Below are 16223 nucleotides of genomic sequence, written 5' to 3'. Positions count from 1 at the left end.
ACCACGCGCCGGAACGCACGTCGGAGAAGGCCGCCGTATGCTTGTTCTCTGCCGCAGGGAACGCTCTTGTGAGCAGAGCCGCCAGCTCCGCCCGGGTTATGGAGGAGTCGGGACGGAAGCTGCCGTCCTGATAGCCGCTCAGGAGCTTCTGTTCTATTGCGCTTGCAACAACCGGCTCCGACCAGTGGCCGCTGTAATCCTTGCCATGCACATGGCCTTCATGGGCATAAATGGGGCTTCCACCCGCCTGCAGGGCTGCGGCAACCGCCAATACGGCCAGTGGGGCTTTTCTAATCCGTTTTCTTTTCTTCGTGTTCATGTTCATCCGATTTCTTCCTCCCAAAAGTGTGTTTAATCCTATTCCTACTGATCTTATAGGTATTATGTGATTAGTTTCACTATACATCGATTGTTTTTGAGGTACTATAGCCTTTTCTAGCTATTTATGTTGCCAGATTGTGACATGCTAGATCATCCATCAGAAAAAGAGGGGACCGCAAATGACTTACAAGCAAATTAAATGGTTGATTCTTACTATACCAACCATTACGATGGGAATATGGGAATATTCCAGACACAAATTTCTGCTTTCCTATATTTCGATGGATTTGGGCAATTGGCTGGCGCCTGCTGTCGTATTTTTAGCGTCCATTCTGTTCCTCCACCCGTTATTTTCGTTAATGGAGAAAAATCAGGCGGAACTGAACGAGGCCAGGAGCCTGCAAGCCGCTCTTCAGGAGCGTGAAAAGATATCCAGAGAGCTTCATGACGGTATCGCCCAATCCCTGTTCTTGCTGAATGCGCAGGTGCACCAAATCGAAGCTACACAGAATGCGAACGGCATTCCTCTTCAGGCCTTCAGGGAGAACATCCACCGCACAAATACTTACGTCAGAGAAGCCATCGCCAATTTGCGGTATCCCGCCGATCCCGTCGCTATCCCCTGGACGCAGGCAATTCAAGACCTGATCGAAACTATAAAAAAAGAAACCGACCTGTCCTTCTCGGTCAAGTGGACCCTGCCGGAGAATCGGCTCTCTGCCAAAGAAAAAATCGAACTGCTTGCCTCGATCCGTGAAGCGCTGGTCAATATCCGCAAACATGCGGAAGCGCGCAACGTCCGTATCGAAGCGCAGGTTACGAGAAATGGATGGGAGTGCCTGGTGTCGGATGACGGAAAGGGATTTGGCAGCGCGCCCGCCAGGGACAATCGGTATGGCCTCAAAATGATGGAGGATCGCGCAGGCATGATGAACTGGCTTTTTAAGATGGAAAGGATCGGCAATGAAACCATTGTTGCCATTCGAAAGGAGGACATAGTATGAGCACGCCTGCTGTTCGTGTGCTTATTGTCGATGACAGCGATCAGGCCCGGGAGGGAATCCGCACCATCCTCGGCGGCGATCCCGCGTTTGAATTTGTAGCGGAAGGAAAAGACGGCATGGAAGCCCTCGCGTTAACAGAGCTGTGGATGCCCGACTTAATTCTGATGGATATCCGCATGCCTGTGATGGATGGTCTGGAAGCGACTAAGCGAATCAAGGAAAAGTTTCCCTATGTCAAAATCGTCATCCTGACGGTTTCCGACGATATTACCCATTTGTTCGAAGCGCTGAAAAAAGGCGCGCAAGGCTATTTATTGAAGAATTTAAAGCCGGAGTCCTGGCACGAATACTTAAGGGCGATTGCCGTTGATGAGGCGCCTATGACGCGGGAGCTGGCCTTTCTCATTCTTAACGAATTTTCCCAGTTCGAACAACCGGCAGCCAGTACAGACCCGTTGACTTTCCGGGAGCGGGAGATACTTGCTCTGGTCGCCAAGGGATTGTCCAACCGTGACATTTCGCTGCGCCTGATTATTTCCGAGCATACGGTAAAAAATCATTTGAAAAACATCATGCAGAAGCTTCATATGGAAAATCGGGTGCAGCTTGCAAGATACGTCTACGAGCAAAATTGGGGGAGCAAAAAGTGAATCATGAAAGAGAATGGATATGCCGTATTGACAGAGCGCATCATGAAGATATAATAGTTCTATGACTATTGAACAATTTATCTCATCCGACGAATACCGTGTGCGCATCTTCAAGGCTTTGGCCGATCCCACCCGTCTGCAAATCATTCGCACCCTCATGGGCAGCCGAACCGAGCTGAACTGCGGGGAGATTGGAGAACGCTGCGAAGCTTCCAAATCGAACGCTTCTTACCACTTCCGCACTCTGAGGGAGGCGGGGCTGATTCTTGTCCGAAAGGAGGCTCAGACCAAATACATACAGCTTCATCATAAGACATTCGACACTTATTTGCCCGGATTTCTGGATACTCTGTGATCCGGCTTTTTTATCGGCATATTATTCAATAGTTATTTAACTAACGAAATAGGAGGCTTGTATGCAAAAATCAAGTTTGACGCTTTTCTTTCTCGTCATGTTCGCCATCGGCACGGATACCTTTCTGATCAGTCCTCTTCTTCCTGTACTTCGGCATGAATTTCATGTATCCACGGCAAGCTCGGGCTGGATGGTCAGCGCGTATGCTTTGGGATATGCCCTGTTCGCTCTCGTAGCAGGCCCGATATCCGATCGGCTCAACCGCAAGCATGTTATGGTCTGCGGAATGGCGGCATTCTCTATTTCCACCGGCTTATGCGCCGCGGCCGTCGGCTTCTGGAGCATGGTTCTGTTCCGTTTTCTTGCCGGTGTCAGCGCGGCTGTCATCTCTCCGCAAATCTGGGCGTCCATTCCGATCCTGCTTCCACCAGAAAGAATACTTCAGGGAATGGGCATTGCCACCGCCGGACTCTCCATTGCCCAGATGCTGGGCCTGCCTCTTGGCAGCTTTTTCGCCGCCCGCGAATGGTCGCTTCCTTTTATCGTCATCGCCTTGTTCTCTCTCCTGCTGACCCTGCTGCTCCTGTTGCTGCTGCCATCGATTCCGTCCCGCAGTCCATCGGCAGGCCGCCTTTCCCTCCTGAAGCCATACGCCGGGCTGCTCTCATCCCGCACTGCGGTTACGGCCTTTGCCGCTTATTTTATTTTTCAGATCGGGAATTTTGCCGCCTTCTCCTTCCTTGGCTCCTGGCTCTCCGGCGCATTTGGACTGAATATAGCGCAAATCGGACAGGTCATGCTGTTTCTTGGCATCGGCAACATGCTCGGCAGCCTCTTCGGCAGCCGTCTCAGTATGCGCTTTGGCCGCTTTGCAACGCTACTCCTGGGCATGGCGGTCAACAGTGTCATGTTCCCGCTACTCTCGCTCACCCGCAGTCTTTCGGGCATCAAGGCGGAGCTGCTCGTCATCTTTGGCATTGCCGGTATTCTGTTCCCGATTATGATAAGCATCCTGCAGACGTTATCCGACACTGCGCGCGGAACGGTCTCCGCTCTGACAAATGCCCTGATGTATCTGGGAACGACCATTGGCGCCGCTGCCGCCGGCGGGATGTATCAGGCTTCCGGCATGTTTGTGAGTGTGACCCTGTTGACATCACTCTGTTTTATCATCTCTATCTTCCTGTTCCACAGAAGCAACGCCCCCGGCATGGCAGATGGACTCCATTTTTCAAAATGAAAAAAGCTGCCGGGATCAAATCCCTGCAGCTCTTTTGGCATAGCCGGTTCAATTGGTCACCGTTGTTCCCCGATTCGCGGCTCTTCCCCGATAATCTTGACTTCCGTTTCCAGCTCAACGCCGAATTTATCCTTGACGGTCGCTCTTACATGCTGAATTAGCCCGATATAGTCGCTCGCCGTCGCGTTATCCGCATTGATGATGAATCCCGCATGCTTTTTCGATACTTCGGCTCCGCCGATTCTTGTTCCCTGAAGTCCGCTTTCCTGAATCAGTTGACCCGCATACCTGCCCGGAGGACGTTTGAAGACACTGCCGCAGGAGGGGTATTCCAGGGGCTGCTTCGATTCCCGCATTTCGGTCAGCTTATCCATGGACGCTTTGATTTCATCGTAGTTTCCGGAATTCAAGGCAAACCGCGCTTCCAAAATGAGATAATCCCCGCTTGAGAACACGCTGCTCCGGTAGCCCCATTTCAGCTCATCGCCTTCGAGTACAGCCACCGCCCCGCGTTTGTCGACGACAAGCGCGCTTTGCAGCACATCCGCGACTTCCCCGCCGTATGCCCCGGCATTCATATAGAGCGCTCCACCGACCGTTCCGGGAATGCCGCAGGCAAATTCCAGACCGGTCAGCCTGTGCTCCAGGGCAAAGCGGGAGGTCTCGATAAGCTGTGCCCCGCACTGGGCGATGACGACATGGCCCTCGGCACGGATTCCGCTTAGTCCCGAGGTGTGCAGAACGATGCCGCGCACGCCTCCGTCCCTGATAATCACGTTTGAACCATTTCCTAATATGGTAAGCGCAATGCCGTGTTCGGCCGCGTATGTAACGATCGCTTGAATTTCTTCGTAAGTCGAGGGTGATGCCAGAATGTCGGCTCTCCCGCCCATTTGAGTGAAGACATGCGGTTTGAGCGATTCATGACTCGTAACCTTCCCGGACGGAACAAGCCTCTCCAGTTCCTCTTGAATTTTCGCGATATCCATGAGTCTGCTCCTTATCTGCTTCTGCATATGTGTCAGGCATCCCCAACTTTAACAACGAACAGGCTCCCTTGTCAATGACGGGAGCCCTTTAAACAACGATAAAGTTTGAGGGAAAGTTGGACAAGGCTTCAGTCAGGCTCGGCCTTCCCGGGTCAATTGCCGGTCAGACCGCCTTGCGCTCGGCCAGGCTGTGAGGAAGACACAGCGGCAGTCCCGTCCGCGGATCTTCGACAATATCCGCCTCGATGCCGAATACCTCGCGAAGCACCTCCGGCGTCATGACGTCGACCGGCGCGCCCTCGCTGATTACAGTCCCTGATTTGATCGCCACCATATGCTGCGCATAGCGTGAGGCGTGATTTAAATCGTGGACAACCATAATAATCGTCCGGCCCTCCCGTTCGTTCAGCACCTGCAAGAGCTGGAGCACCTCAAGCTGATGCGCCATATCGAGATACGTCGTCGGCTCATCCAGGAATAAGATATCCGTCTGCTGGGCCAGCGCCATAGCAATCCATGCGCGCTGCCGCTGGCCTCCCGACAAGCGTTCGATCGGGCGGTCGCTGAAAGCCTTCATCCCGGTCACTTCAATGGCCGTGGAAATAATGTTCCGGTCCTCATGGGTCAGCGTGCCGAAGCCCTTCTGATGCGGGTAGCGCCCGTAGCCTACCAGCTCGGACACGGTCAGCCCGTCCGGAGCGGTCGGGTTCTGGGGCAGGATGGCAAGCTGGCGGGCGACATCCTTGGTCGGCTGGGTATGGATCGATTTGCCGTCAAGAAGCACGTTGCCGCTGGCCGGCTTCATCAGCCTCGCCATCGTTTTGAGGATCGTGGATTTGCCCGAGCCGTTGGCGCCGACCAGAGCCGTGATTTTTCCGGTAGGAATGGACAGATTGAGATCCTTGACAATAATCGACTCCGCATAACCGATACTTAATTGTGCTGCATTCAAACGCTCCAGCATCTAAGCTTCACTCCTTCATTCTTTTTACGCGTAATCCGCTATTTTCATTATTGAACCGGGCAGTTATCTTGTTTTATTAAATGATATTGATTATCATTATCCTTGTCAACTTGAATATCAAAATTTGCGATTTTTGTCGCTTTTTCAAAGAAAAAGCCGCCACCGGAGTCATTCTCCAGCAGCAGCTTTTCGGGTATTGAAGCGCCCAGGCTATTTGTTTAAATGATACGGCACCGTCGCAACGACGATATCCTTGGTATTCATCAGGTAGGTCCGGATAAGGACACTCGTCTGATTATGCAAGACAGCCTGCCACCAATGCTTGGTAATAAACTGCGGAATCAGAATGGTAATATGGTCCGTCGCAGCCGTCTTCCATTCTACCGTATCGATAAATTTGACCAGAGGACGGATGACACTGCGGTAACGTGAACGAAGCACGATCAGGCGCACCCCGGGGTCCCACTCCTCCCATTTCTGTTCCATCTTGCGAACCTCTTCCTCGTCAAAGCCGATGTATACCGCAACCACATTATCCGTCAGCGACTTCGCATAGCTGATTGAATTCAGCACCGCCCGGGTTACGGCAGATACGGGAATGACAATCGTGCTTCCCTTGATCACCGGCTTATCCTTATCGAGCTGAATCCGAAGCTGATCGGCCGTGTTCTGATAATGACGATGAATGCGGAAGAAGATGAGCATGACGATCGGAAGGAAGATGAAGGCTACCCATACGTTCGAGAACTTCGTAATGATAAATATAAGCGTAATCGTTAGCGTCGTCAGCATGCCCACGGTATTTACGGCAAATTTCGTTTGCCAGCCTGCCGGTTTCAGCTTGAACCAGCGGATCATCATGCCCAGCTGGGATAAGGTGAAAGGAATAAATACGCCGACCGCGTAGAGCGGAATCAGATTTCCGGTTTCACCGTGGAATGCCGCCACGAGCAGCGACGAAGCCACTCCGAGAAAAATGATGCCGTTGGAGAAGCCGAGACGGTCGCCGCGAACCATAAAGGCATGCGGCAGGTACTTATCCTTCGCCAGCATAAAGGACAGTAGCGGAAACGCCGAGTAAGCCGTGTTGGCGGCCAGGAACAGGATTACCGCCGTGATCGCCTGAATGCCATAATATATAACCCCCCGCCCGAAGGTCGATTCGGCAATTTGCGAAACGACGGTCTCCTTGGCATTCGGGGTAATGCCGTACCAGTAAGCCAGCAGCGTAATGCCGGTGAACATGAATCCCAGAATAAGCCCCATCATCATCAATGTCTTGGCGGCATTCTTCTCTGCGGGAGCCTTGAAGTTCGGTATCGCATTGGATACCGCCTCGACGCCGGTCAGGGCCGAGCAACCGGAGCTGAATGCCTTAAGCAGCAGGAACAGGCTGACACTGGATACGGCCGAGCCGATTTCCGGAACAGCGGCATGGCCGCCCCCTGCCGCGTATTTCACCAGACCGGATATGATCAGCACGACGATGGACAGGACGAACAGATATACCGGTATGGCAATGAAGGACGCCGACTCGGTTACACCTCTTAGATTGATGATCGTCAGTATGATAATCACTGTGACCGCTATGGCCACCGCATGATCGTGAAGGCTCGGAAAGGCCGAAGTGATCGCATCCGTTCCGGCCGAGGCGCTTACGGCAACCGTCAGAATGTAGTCCACAAGCAGGGAACCTCCGGCCAGCAGTCCGGTGGAGACACCAAGATTTTCCTTGGCTACAATATAGGCTCCTCCCCCTTGAGGATAAGAAAAAATCGTCTGCCGGTAAGATAAAATCAGAATCGCCAGTAGTCCCAGCACCGCGAGCGCAATCGGCAGCGAGTACCAGATGGCTGTGAAACCGGCAGCTATCAGCACGATCAAAATCTGCTCCGTTCCGTAAGCGACGGATGAAAGGGCATCCGATGAAAGAACGGCGAGGGCCTTCATCTTGGACAGCTTTTCCTGCTCAAGCTCGGTTGATTTTCTGGGACGACCGATCAATAGTCGTTTTACTCTGCTTACCATATTGGATACAGTTCCTCTCTTTGGTGAGTTGAAACGGTAGTACCGCGCGCCGCTTTCAGTAGTGGATTTTCAAAAATAAGGGCACAAAAATAAGCATGCGGAAATGACCGCATGCTTATACATGATCATTATCCCACTATTTGCTTACGAGGTTAGCTGGCGGATTCGGACTGTGGAAGCCCTACGGACCGGATCATTTGAACCGGCACCGATTCACCCCGTCGACCTTAAGCGGTCGGGTTGGTTCCCCCGTTTTTCCAGACTGGAAAATTCAGCGCATATTCAACTTCTCACAAGGTCTAATATTAGTCTATAAAGCCATAGCCGTAAACAGTGAAAATAATGAAAAAGGATTGAAAAATCGACTAATTCACGCGATTTTCCATCATGAGAACTTCATGTCGTTTATTCTCTTGTATTATCCCTTCAGCGCGGGTTTTTATGTCAATTATGAAGCAAACGGCTCCTTCACTTAACGGTCCGGTCCCCGATTTCTTCTGTTTTCTCACCCATGCTCCCTCTTCCGTTCCATAGCAGCAGGAATATAAGCGTAAAAGCCGTAAGCGCCAGCAGCGGAATGGTGATAAAGCCGAAAAAATTCAAATAATCCTTCGAGCAAGGGACGCCAACCGTACAGGGAATCACACTGCCGAGCGCCGGAATTTTCTGCTCCGCGTAATGATACAACGATATGCTTCCACCCGCTGCACACAGCGGCAGCACATACGGAATGACCCGCCTGTCGCCGCGATAGGTTGCTATTCCCAGGAGAAAGACCTGCGGGTACATAAAAATCCGCTGGAACCAGCACAGCTTGCAGGGCTCGTACTTTAATACCTCGCTGAGATACAGACTGCCTGCCGTGGCCACCAGAGCCACAAGCCAGGCCAGATAGAGACAATGCCGTCTTAAGAAAATGGAGAACGCGCTCATTCGGTTCCAGCCGCCTTCGCCGCGGACTCGATTTGGGCGGAAACTGCCGAAAGATTGAAAATATTATCGGCCTTGATCCCGTTAATATACAGCGTTGGCGTGCTTCTGACATCATTCGTTTTTGCAATCGCATTGTCCCTGTTCAGCTCGCCCGCGTAGGTGCGGTTCTGAATATCCTTGCGCAGCAGATCGTAATCGATGGGGAGATTGGCTGATTGGGCAAGCTCTACCAGGAAATCCTCGGTCGCCCACACGGTATCCTCATTCCCCTGGTTCGCGTAAAGAGCATCGTAATAGGTCCAGAACGCCTCGTTATTCTGATGATAGACGGACAGCGCCGCCAGGGAAGCCGTCTTCGAGTCGGGTCCGAGAAAGGACATATTGACAAAATAAAGCGCCGCCTTGCCGGTCTCGATATACTCTTGCACAAGCAGCGGCTTCATAACGATGGAGAACCGGGCGCAAGCCGGACATTTATAATCGCCGAACTCGACCAGCTTGACCGGAGCGTCCGCCTTCCCAAGTCTGGGAAGCTCATCGTAATTAAAGGATACCGGATTGGCGGCGCCTCCCGGGTTGTCCGTATTCTTGGTAGCCAATACAAACAACGCGGCAAAAATAACGACTACGAGCAGCGTACTTCCGATTAACAGCAGGCGTGTCCTCTTCTTCTGCAGCGCCAGCTCGGCCCGCCGCTGTTCTTGCTTGATTCTGGATGGGGAAGTTGTCCGGTTTTTCTTCGGTTTGTTCAAGGTGTGATTTCCTTTCTGTCGCGGGTGGACCGAAAATAGTGTAAGAACCAAAAAAGCTTAAAAGAGGGTACCCCTACAGCTGACGCCAGAGGTACCCTTCATGTTATGCCAGTAACGATTATTCCTGCTCTCAGGCTCCCGCTTCTTCAGCGAGCGGCTCCATTTTCAGAAGCTTGATTCGGGAGATGCGCTTGTTATCGGTCTCCTCGACGATGAACAAATGACTGCCGTACTCGACAAATTGCCCTTTGTGCGGGGGATTCGCTTCCAGTCTGGAATACAGCCAGCCGCCAATCGTGTCATAATCCTCCGTTTCCAGATGCATATCGAATCGGCTGTTCACCTCTTCAATAAGCAGCAAGCCGTCGAGGGAATACTCCTCCTCGCCAAGCTTCTCGACTTCCGGACGTTCCTGATCGAATTCATCCTGGATTTCTCCTACAATTTCTTCCATAATATCCTCAAGGGTGACCAGTCCCGAGGTTCCTCCGTACTCATCGATCAGAATCGCGATTTGCGTCTTTGCCTTTTGCATCGTTTTCAGCAGGGCGCTGATCTGAATTGACTCGGGCACTGTCAGAACCGGCCGAATCAACTCGCTCAGGTTAAGCGCATTTTCCCTGATCAGGTCCTTCATATGAATAAATCCGATGATATGGTCCTTATCGCTCTCGCATACCGGATAACGCGTCCGCATGCCTTCAACAGCGATTTGTAAATTCTCGTGGACGGAGGAATGAAGGTTAAGACAAATCATTTCCGTCCTTGGAATCATGATTTCCCTGGCCGTGGTGTCCGCAAAGCCGAAAATATTGTCCACCAGGGTCATTTCGGTATTATCGATCAGTCCGCTCTTGTTGCTCTCCTGCATAATAATCCGGATTTCTTCTTCTGTATGCGCGGTCCCCATCTCGGAAACGGGCGCCAGCTTGAACATTCGCAGCATTCCCTGCGCAAGTCCGTTCACCACCCAAATAAAGGGATACATGGCCTTGTAAAAGACGCCGATCATGCGCGCTGTCATCAGCAGCACCGTTTCGGCCTTGTTCACCGCGATGGTCTTGGGAGCCATTTCGCCAAGCACGATATGAAGAACGGTTATGAAGCAAAAGGCAAGGATAACCGAACATACATGCACCGCCGCACCGCCCAGTCCAATTCCGGACAGAAGCGGCGACAGCAGCGCCGCGATGACAGGCTCTCCCAGCCAGCCCAGAGCCAGCGAAGCGAGCGTGACGCCGAGCTGGCAGGCCGAGAGATAAGCGTCCATGTTGCGGATGACGCCCTGAGCCGACAGCGCTCTTCGGCTGCCTTCTTCAGCCAGGGCATCGACCCGGCCTCCGCGCGCCTTGACCATCGCATACTCCACAGAGACGAAAAACCCGTTTAACAGCACCAAAAGAATAATCAGACCAACTCTCAATAAACCGGGTAAAGGGTCGCTCAAATTTTACTCCTACCCGTCGTTGCATCAGGCCGGCGGGTAGGCCCACCTCCTTCGTTTTATGCAAATATTGACGTCCAGCATGGCAACCGTTCCTTTCGCTACATATTTCCCAATAGACTCAGCTCCTTAACTTATTCCGGGTATAAAGATATTCATTATTATATAAATATATCCGCCATTCCCGCAAGCATGCCTGTTCGTTACAAAAATAGGCGTCTTTGAAGATGCGTGTCAGAACCGGTCGCAAGGCATTAAAAAGGCCCCGCGCCGCCTGGCCGGGACCGATTTTTCGATTTAGCGTTGATTCCGGGTAACCGGAGGAGCGCCGATGACGCCCGGGTACTGGTAAACAAGCGGCTGGTCAAAGGTTGCATAATCCAGATTGACCATCAGAAGGACAATACGCTGGCCGGTCGAAGGATCGCTGATGATGATATGATCGCGTCCTGCGGCCTCCAGCACGCCTTTGAAGACTTTGGCGTTCCATTCGCTGTTATTCTCGTAGGTCATATAAAATGTGCCGATCTTGCCCAGGTTAAGCCGCAGAATATTCTCGATATAAGATTGCTCGTATGCGGGCTGCGCAGTCGAGACCACAGCGCCTGTCGGCGTCATTGGGCTTCCGCTCGTTACCTGGGGGGGAGTGCTTCCGGCCATCGGCGTTCCCGAAGAAATACTTCCGTACGAATACGTAACGGGACGGTAAGGCTGCATAATCATGGATCAAAACCTCCTAATCAAATTTGATTCTTCAGTAAACGGCTGGACAGTCCCCTTGGGTGGGCCTAAAGAAGCAATGCGCCTTGAAGCGTCCGGTATTCTGCTGGTTATACCAGTTAGCCGGACAATTGCCGGCGGGACGGAAGAACCAGAGGGCGTTCGAAGCGGGGTGAGTTCTCTCGCCGCCGATGACGCGTCTGGCCAGGCGGATGTCCCTTTCCCTTGCGCGCTGATAGAAATAGCCTTTGGTCGTTGCTTCAAATCCGCCCGGACTCTGAAATACCATGTCGTTGACAGAACGGATATTTCTAAAGTCCAGACAATTGCCCAGTATCCGGTTGACTCCGACATTGCCCACCATGAGCATGCCGAGATCCCCGTCCTCCTCCGCTTCCGCCCGCATCAGCCGGGCCAAAACCTTCTCGCCTTCCGAATTCGTCTTAATGACGGCCACACGCTTTCCTCCTTCAATCGCCGATAAGAGGCAGTCGTTCTTTATTGCACGATGTATTGTATGTGCGAACGCCCAAGTGGTGACTTGTAGCGGCCATTTTTTTGGAGAGCTGCGGGCAGCCTTCAAATGTAATATATCCCCTGAGTCCGCATAGCGGAAACAGAGGATATGGATAACAGCCGCGCTTCTTTTGTAAAACCGTTTGATCTAGCGGTCTTCCATAAAAGAATAATGCGGTTCCCGCTTGAAGCCATGATACCGGGTGCCTTGAAAGGTTAGACGTCCCCGGTCCCGTTCCACGCTGACGCCGTATTCGCTCCCGTTCACTTTGAACTCCACCCGTTCCCCATCTTCAAGTTCAAAGGTCAGGTAGTAGATCATCGTCGTTCGGGCGACGCTTCCCTCATCCGGAGGCTTCTGCCTGATCTCGCTGCGCCTCGCGACAATGCGGGCAGGGACGGTAAGGACGGGCAGCCGGTTGTTCCTGAACCATCCAAGCAGTCCTCTCCCGGCTGACAGGGCGATTATGCCTGCCATCACGGCAACAAAGATCGGCAATACCGTTCCGGCAAAATCAAACATCCATGATGGGTCCGGCCCCAAATTCATAGCGATTCCCCCTCGCCTCCCGTATTCCGCCCGCAAGACAACCGGTAACCCGGGCTACCCTACAGTATATGCCCATCCTTTGGCGGCATACTTACTGCCTGGGGCATATGCATATGCAGCCATGACGCCAATACAAGCCAAAAAGACCGCAGGTTCTCCGGAATGCCCGGTAAACTTGCGGTCTTAAACCTTGGAACCTATGATGATTCTATGCATGTACCAGATTCAAGAAGCGCTGCGTTTCATCTTCTTGCTCCGGAATCATGCCGCTCTCTGCCCAGCAGGCTCTGCATTGTTCTTCGGTTTGGCATTGGTGAGCATCTTCGCAGGTATAGCACAATTGCAGAAGGTTTCGGGTTACAAAATCCGTTTCAAATGTTTTCATTATAATCTCTCCTGTCGATGATTAGTTTGTGAAAAAATGAACTTGCTTTCCATGTGTTAAATATATCACAGAGGATTTCATGATAATGTGATTTTTTTCACATTCAATAGAAAATTTTAAATAATTTTTTCATTGTTCAATATTTATGTTCAGAAAAAGCGCGCCGGCTCCATCGCTTTGCAGATCAGGAACGCGCGCTTGCCTTATTTGACGCGCCAATTGACGCCGCCATTCGTCGTTTGCAGCAGTATCGACCGCCTGTCTTCGCTTTTTTCAATCAAGAGCCACCCGACTTCTTTGGATATGAACTGGAGCTTGACGATCTCCGGATACTCGGCAAGCTTCGACCCAAGCACCTCGCTCAGCGGAAGCTCCTCCCAGGTCTTTCCCTGATTGGACGTGCGGTACAGGAGATTTCCGTTCAGCATCCAGCCATGGTCCGCATCCAGAAAGGTCGGAGGCACATCCTCATTCGTTCCGGTTCGGACGCCAAGATGAAGCGGATGATAGACCCACGTCTTCCCTCCATCCGTCGTGAACAAGCCGTCGTAGAACGTCCCTTCGACGTCCTTCTTCTTGCCGGCTGCCGGTATCCAGCCGCTATCGCTGCTGAAAAACTCGGGCTTTCCCAGCTTGACGGAATCGTATTGGTCAAATACAGCGGCTGAGGCCAAGGCGTCGTCCTCATACCAGCTGGCTCCGCCGTCGTGGGAATGATACAGCTCGGGGGTTTTGGAGGTATTCAGTGTAACCAGACCATGCTCGCCGTCCCGGAACACCATACCTCCGGTAACGCCAACCACAGGGATCGCCGGATGGAGGGATTTTGGAGAATACTGGTCATTTTGCATTACGGTCTTGAAGGTTGCCCCTCCGTCTTCCGTCAGGTACAGCGCCTTGCTCTCCCGGCTTTCCTTGGAGTCCCAGGCAGCCATCAGCCAGCCCCGCAGCGGAGAAGAAAAATAGATGGATGAAATACTGCCGCCTTGACTGAGAGGAGAAATCTTCCAGCTCTTCCCCCCGTCCCTGGTCCGCAGCACAATGGTCTCCATCATGCCGAAGGCCTGCCGTATAATCCAGCCGTTGCCGGAGTCCGTAAAAAAGATATCCTGCCCATAGACAGGATTGGATGTGAACTGGACAGTGGAGGCGGGAGAAATATTGGTCCATGTCTTTCCGCTATCCCGGGTCAAGTACAGCCGCAGCGCATTTTTGGTAACGCCCCAGGCCAATCCTTCCGTGTCGCTGAGCAGTTGAAAATCGGTCAGACGGGTCTGGATCTGGTATTTCGACTTTTGCGCAGAGCTGATGTTGCCCGCATCCGGCGTAATCAGGGTAATCGTCTGCCCCTCTTCAGGCGTCTCCGTTGGCTGCGGCTGCGGCGTCGTTTCCGGCGGGGGAGGCGAACAGGATGCCACAGCCAGCGCAGCCAGCAGCGTGATGAGAAGCTTTTTATTATGCTTCGGGCGTACAACCGGAAAAGGCAATGCTCTCTCTCCTTTCGGTGTTCTTGCCCTGATTATACGCCGCAGGCAACACGAACGGCAAATGTGCCCCAGCGGGCGCGGCTCTCGTTAGTCGACCTAAAGCACTAAGGAGAGGTGGTCAGCAGCTTGATGCCAAGCAGGGCAAAAATGCCGCCTGCTGCTATATTTGCATATTCCTGCACCTTCGGCTTCTCCAGCAGCCGTCTGCTGAATACGCCCGCGAAATAGGCCAGAAGTCCAAAAATGACAGCGGTCAGCACGATAAAAATAAGCCCCAGGATAATCATCTGCAAGGATGCATAGCCATAATCATAATTTACGAACTGGGGCAGGAACGTCAGGAAGAAAATGGCGACTTTGGGATTGAGCACGTTCATGGCCAGCCCGCGGACAAGCAGGGCGCGCTCATTCTTTTTCTCCCCGGACTCAAGCAAGATCGCGGCCTTGCGGAATTTCAGCGATTTACGGGCCAGGTTGAACAGGTAGATAGCGCCGATGACTTTAAACAGGATGAACAGAAGCGGCGACGTCTTGATGATAATCGACAATCCGAGCGCCGCCGCTAAAGTATGGATGATGTTGCCCATAGCCAGTCCTGCGGCTGTGTAAACGCCCGCTTTTCTGCCGTTCGTGACGCCCTGGGTTACGGCAAAGATGAGATCGGGGCCGGGAATGAGAATAAGTAATACCGCTGCCCCTATATACATGGCAAGCATAGAGATTGTAAACAAAAAATATGACACTCCTTCCCGAATTTCCGTTGTTGCTGTCGGTTATTATTGGGTAATGGATTAAAAAGAAGGTTCTTGAAAAGACTAACGAATGAAGCTATGATGGATAAGATTGGACACAAAAAATTCACACTACACGAAGGAGATGGAACTATGCCCCCTTTCAAGCCTAATCGAGTCGTTGTTATCGGTACTGGAGCCGTAGGTACAACGACTGCTTATACCCTGCTGCTGCGCCGCCGCATGCCTGAACTTGTACTTATTGACGTTAATCATCAAAAGGCGCTTGGAGAAGCGCTCGATATGAACCACGGCATGCCTTTTGCGGGCGGCGTAAAATTATGGGCCGGAACCTACGAAGACTGCCGGGATGCCGATATAATCATCGTGACCGCAGGCGCTTCACAGAAGCCGGGCGAGACACGGATCGATCTGCTGCGCAAGAACATTTCAATCTTCCGGGACATTATTCAAAAAATTACGAAGCATAATTCGCACGCCATTTTGCTGATCGCCACCAATCCGGTCGATATTCTTTCCTACGCTACCCTCGAAATCAGCGGCTTTGACCGCAGGCGCGTTATCGGTTCCGGCACGGTGCTGGACAGCGCCCGTTTCCGTTACCTGATCGGGAAGCATAAAGAGATCGACCCGCGCAGCATCCACGGCTCCATCATCGGCGAGCACGGAGACTCCGAGGTTCCCGTATGGAGCCTGGCTAACGTCAGCGGCGGCATCGAGCTTGGCTTTGACGATGAGACCCGCGAAGAGATTTACCAAAATACGAAGAACGCCGCCTATGAAATCATCAACGCCAAAGGAGCGACCTCCTACGCCATCGCGCTCGCGCTCGACCGGATCGTGGAAGCCATCCTCAGCAATGAAGGCGCCGTGCTGAACGTGTCTACGCTGCTTAACAACTATAACGGCGTATCGGATGTGTTCCTTGGCGCTCCATGCGTTGTAGACCGTTCCGGTGTCCGCGAGGTGCTGAAGATGCCGCTGAGCGACGAAGAACGGACATTGTTCCAGCAGTCCGCGGAGAAGCTCAAGGCCGAAATCGAGAAGCTAGAGTTTTAAGCCTGCCTAAAGTGAAAGCAAGACCTGTGAAAAAGGGAAGAAGCCGCCAAGCGCTGATGGCCAGGGGCTTCTTT

At 52.4% G+C, this 16223-nt stretch carries 18 protein-coding genes and 1 riboswitch; of the genes, 5 read left to right on the top strand and 13 right to left on the bottom strand.

Annotation, left to right across the window (positions count from 1 at the left end; all coding sequences use genetic code 11):
* The coding region (locus L692_RS0100810; protein ID WP_025696319.1) for an S-layer homology domain-containing protein at positions 1 to 325 on the bottom strand (325 nt) is incomplete at its 3' end.
* A gap of 175 nt (positions 326 to 500) precedes the next feature.
* Here L692_RS0100810 and L692_RS0100805 point away from each other — a divergent pair.
* The 4 genes from L692_RS0100805 (at position 501) to L692_RS0100790 (ending at position 3570) form a co-directional block, all read left to right on the top strand.
* A complete protein-coding gene (locus L692_RS0100805; RefSeq protein WP_025696316.1) occupies positions 501 to 1325 on the top strand; it encodes a sensor histidine kinase in 825 nt (274 codons plus the stop codon).
* Entirely contained in the window at positions 1322 to 1975 is a 654-nt protein-coding gene (locus L692_RS0100800) for a response regulator (protein WP_025696314.1), read from the top strand. The genes L692_RS0100805 and L692_RS0100800 overlap by 4 nt, the downstream gene beginning before the upstream one ends.
* A gap of 61 nt (positions 1976 to 2036) precedes the next feature.
* Positions 2037 to 2330 carry an ArsR/SmtB family transcription factor gene (locus L692_RS0100795; RefSeq protein ID WP_025696313.1) on the top strand — a complete coding sequence of 98 codons (294 nt, stop codon included), beginning with the start codon at positions 2037 to 2039 and terminating at the stop codon, positions 2328 to 2330.
* Between the two features lie 61 nt (positions 2331 to 2391).
* A complete protein-coding gene (locus tag L692_RS0100790; protein WP_025696311.1) occupies positions 2392 to 3570 on the top strand; it encodes an MFS transporter in 1179 nt (392 codons plus the stop codon).
* Positions 3571 to 3626: 56 nt separating this feature from the next.
* Here the strand turns inward: L692_RS0100790 and murB are convergent, their stop codons facing one another.
* The 12 genes from murB to L692_RS0100730 all read right to left on the bottom strand — a co-directional run bounded on the left by murB (position 3627) and on the right by L692_RS0100730 (position 15069).
* Positions 3627 to 4559, bottom strand: a complete 933-nt coding sequence (gene murB / locus L692_RS0100785) for a UDP-N-acetylmuramate dehydrogenase (protein ID WP_025696308.1) — start codon at positions 4557 to 4559, stop codon at positions 3627 to 3629.
* Positions 4560 to 4722: 163 nt separating this feature from the next.
* Positions 4723 to 5523 (bottom strand): ABC transporter ATP-binding protein, encoded by an 801-nt coding sequence (locus L692_RS0100780; protein ID WP_036721195.1) that lies wholly within the window; start codon positions 5521 to 5523, stop codon positions 4723 to 4725.
* 210 nt (positions 5524 to 5733) lie between these two features.
* Entirely contained in the window at positions 5734 to 7551 is a 1818-nt protein-coding gene (locus tag L692_RS0100775) for an APC family permease (protein ID WP_025696305.1), read from the bottom strand.
* A 125-nt stretch (positions 7552 to 7676) separates the two neighbouring features.
* A riboswitch (cyclic di-AMP (ydaO/yuaA leader) is annotated at positions 7677 to 7838 on the bottom strand.
* A gap of 181 nt (positions 7839 to 8019) precedes the next feature.
* Entirely contained in the window at positions 8020 to 8484 is a 465-nt protein-coding gene (locus tag L692_RS0100770) for a disulfide oxidoreductase (protein WP_025696302.1), read from the bottom strand.
* Entirely contained in the window at positions 8481 to 9236 is a 756-nt protein-coding gene (locus tag L692_RS0100765) for a DsbA family protein (protein WP_025696300.1), read from the bottom strand. The genes L692_RS0100770 and L692_RS0100765 overlap by 4 nt, the downstream gene beginning before the upstream one ends.
* Positions 9237 to 9366: 130 nt before the next feature.
* Positions 9367 to 10683 carry a hemolysin family protein gene (locus L692_RS0100760; RefSeq protein WP_025696298.1) on the bottom strand — a complete coding sequence of 439 codons (1317 nt, stop codon included), beginning with the start codon at positions 10681 to 10683 and terminating at the stop codon, positions 9367 to 9369.
* 294 nt (positions 10684 to 10977) lie between these two features.
* On the bottom strand, positions 10978 to 11403 hold the full coding sequence (gene gerQ, locus L692_RS0100755) for a spore coat protein GerQ (RefSeq protein ID WP_025696296.1): 426 nt from the start codon (positions 11401 to 11403) through the stop codon (positions 10978 to 10980).
* Positions 11404 to 11434: 31 nt separating this feature from the next.
* A complete protein-coding gene (locus L692_RS0100750) occupies positions 11435 to 11857 on the bottom strand; it encodes a cell wall hydrolase (protein ID WP_025696294.1) in 423 nt (140 codons plus the stop codon).
* Between the two features lie 207 nt (positions 11858 to 12064).
* Entirely contained in the window at positions 12065 to 12466 is a 402-nt protein-coding gene (locus L692_RS0100745; protein WP_376717930.1) for a DUF2500 domain-containing protein, read from the bottom strand.
* A 208-nt stretch (positions 12467 to 12674) separates the two neighbouring features.
* On the bottom strand, positions 12675 to 12851 hold the full coding sequence (locus L692_RS32270; RefSeq protein WP_198027683.1) for a hypothetical protein: 177 nt from the start codon (positions 12849 to 12851) through the stop codon (positions 12675 to 12677).
* A 203-nt stretch (positions 12852 to 13054) separates the two neighbouring features.
* Positions 13055 to 14338: a WD40/YVTN/BNR-like repeat-containing protein gene (locus L692_RS0100735; RefSeq protein WP_025696290.1), complete on the bottom strand. Its 1284-nt coding sequence runs from the start codon at positions 14336 to 14338 to the stop codon at positions 13055 to 13057.
* A 104-nt stretch (positions 14339 to 14442) separates the two neighbouring features.
* Positions 14443 to 15069, bottom strand: coding sequence for a LysE family translocator (locus tag L692_RS0100730; RefSeq protein WP_025696288.1), 627 nt, complete (start codon positions 15067 to 15069; stop codon positions 14443 to 14445).
* A 153-nt stretch (positions 15070 to 15222) separates the two neighbouring features.
* On the opposite strand from L692_RS0100730, the gene L692_RS0100725 reads away from it, so the two are divergent.
* A complete protein-coding gene (locus L692_RS0100725; RefSeq protein ID WP_025696285.1) occupies positions 15223 to 16149 on the top strand; it encodes an L-lactate dehydrogenase in 927 nt (308 codons plus the stop codon).
* The last annotated feature ends 74 nt before the right edge of the window (positions 16150 to 16223 follow it).

The organism is Paenibacillus forsythiae T98 (assembly GCF_000520735.1).
Lineage (GTDB): Bacteria > Bacillota > Bacilli > Paenibacillales > Paenibacillaceae > Paenibacillus_AQ > Paenibacillus_AQ forsythiae.
This window is presented reverse-complemented; position numbering and strand designations above follow the sequence as displayed.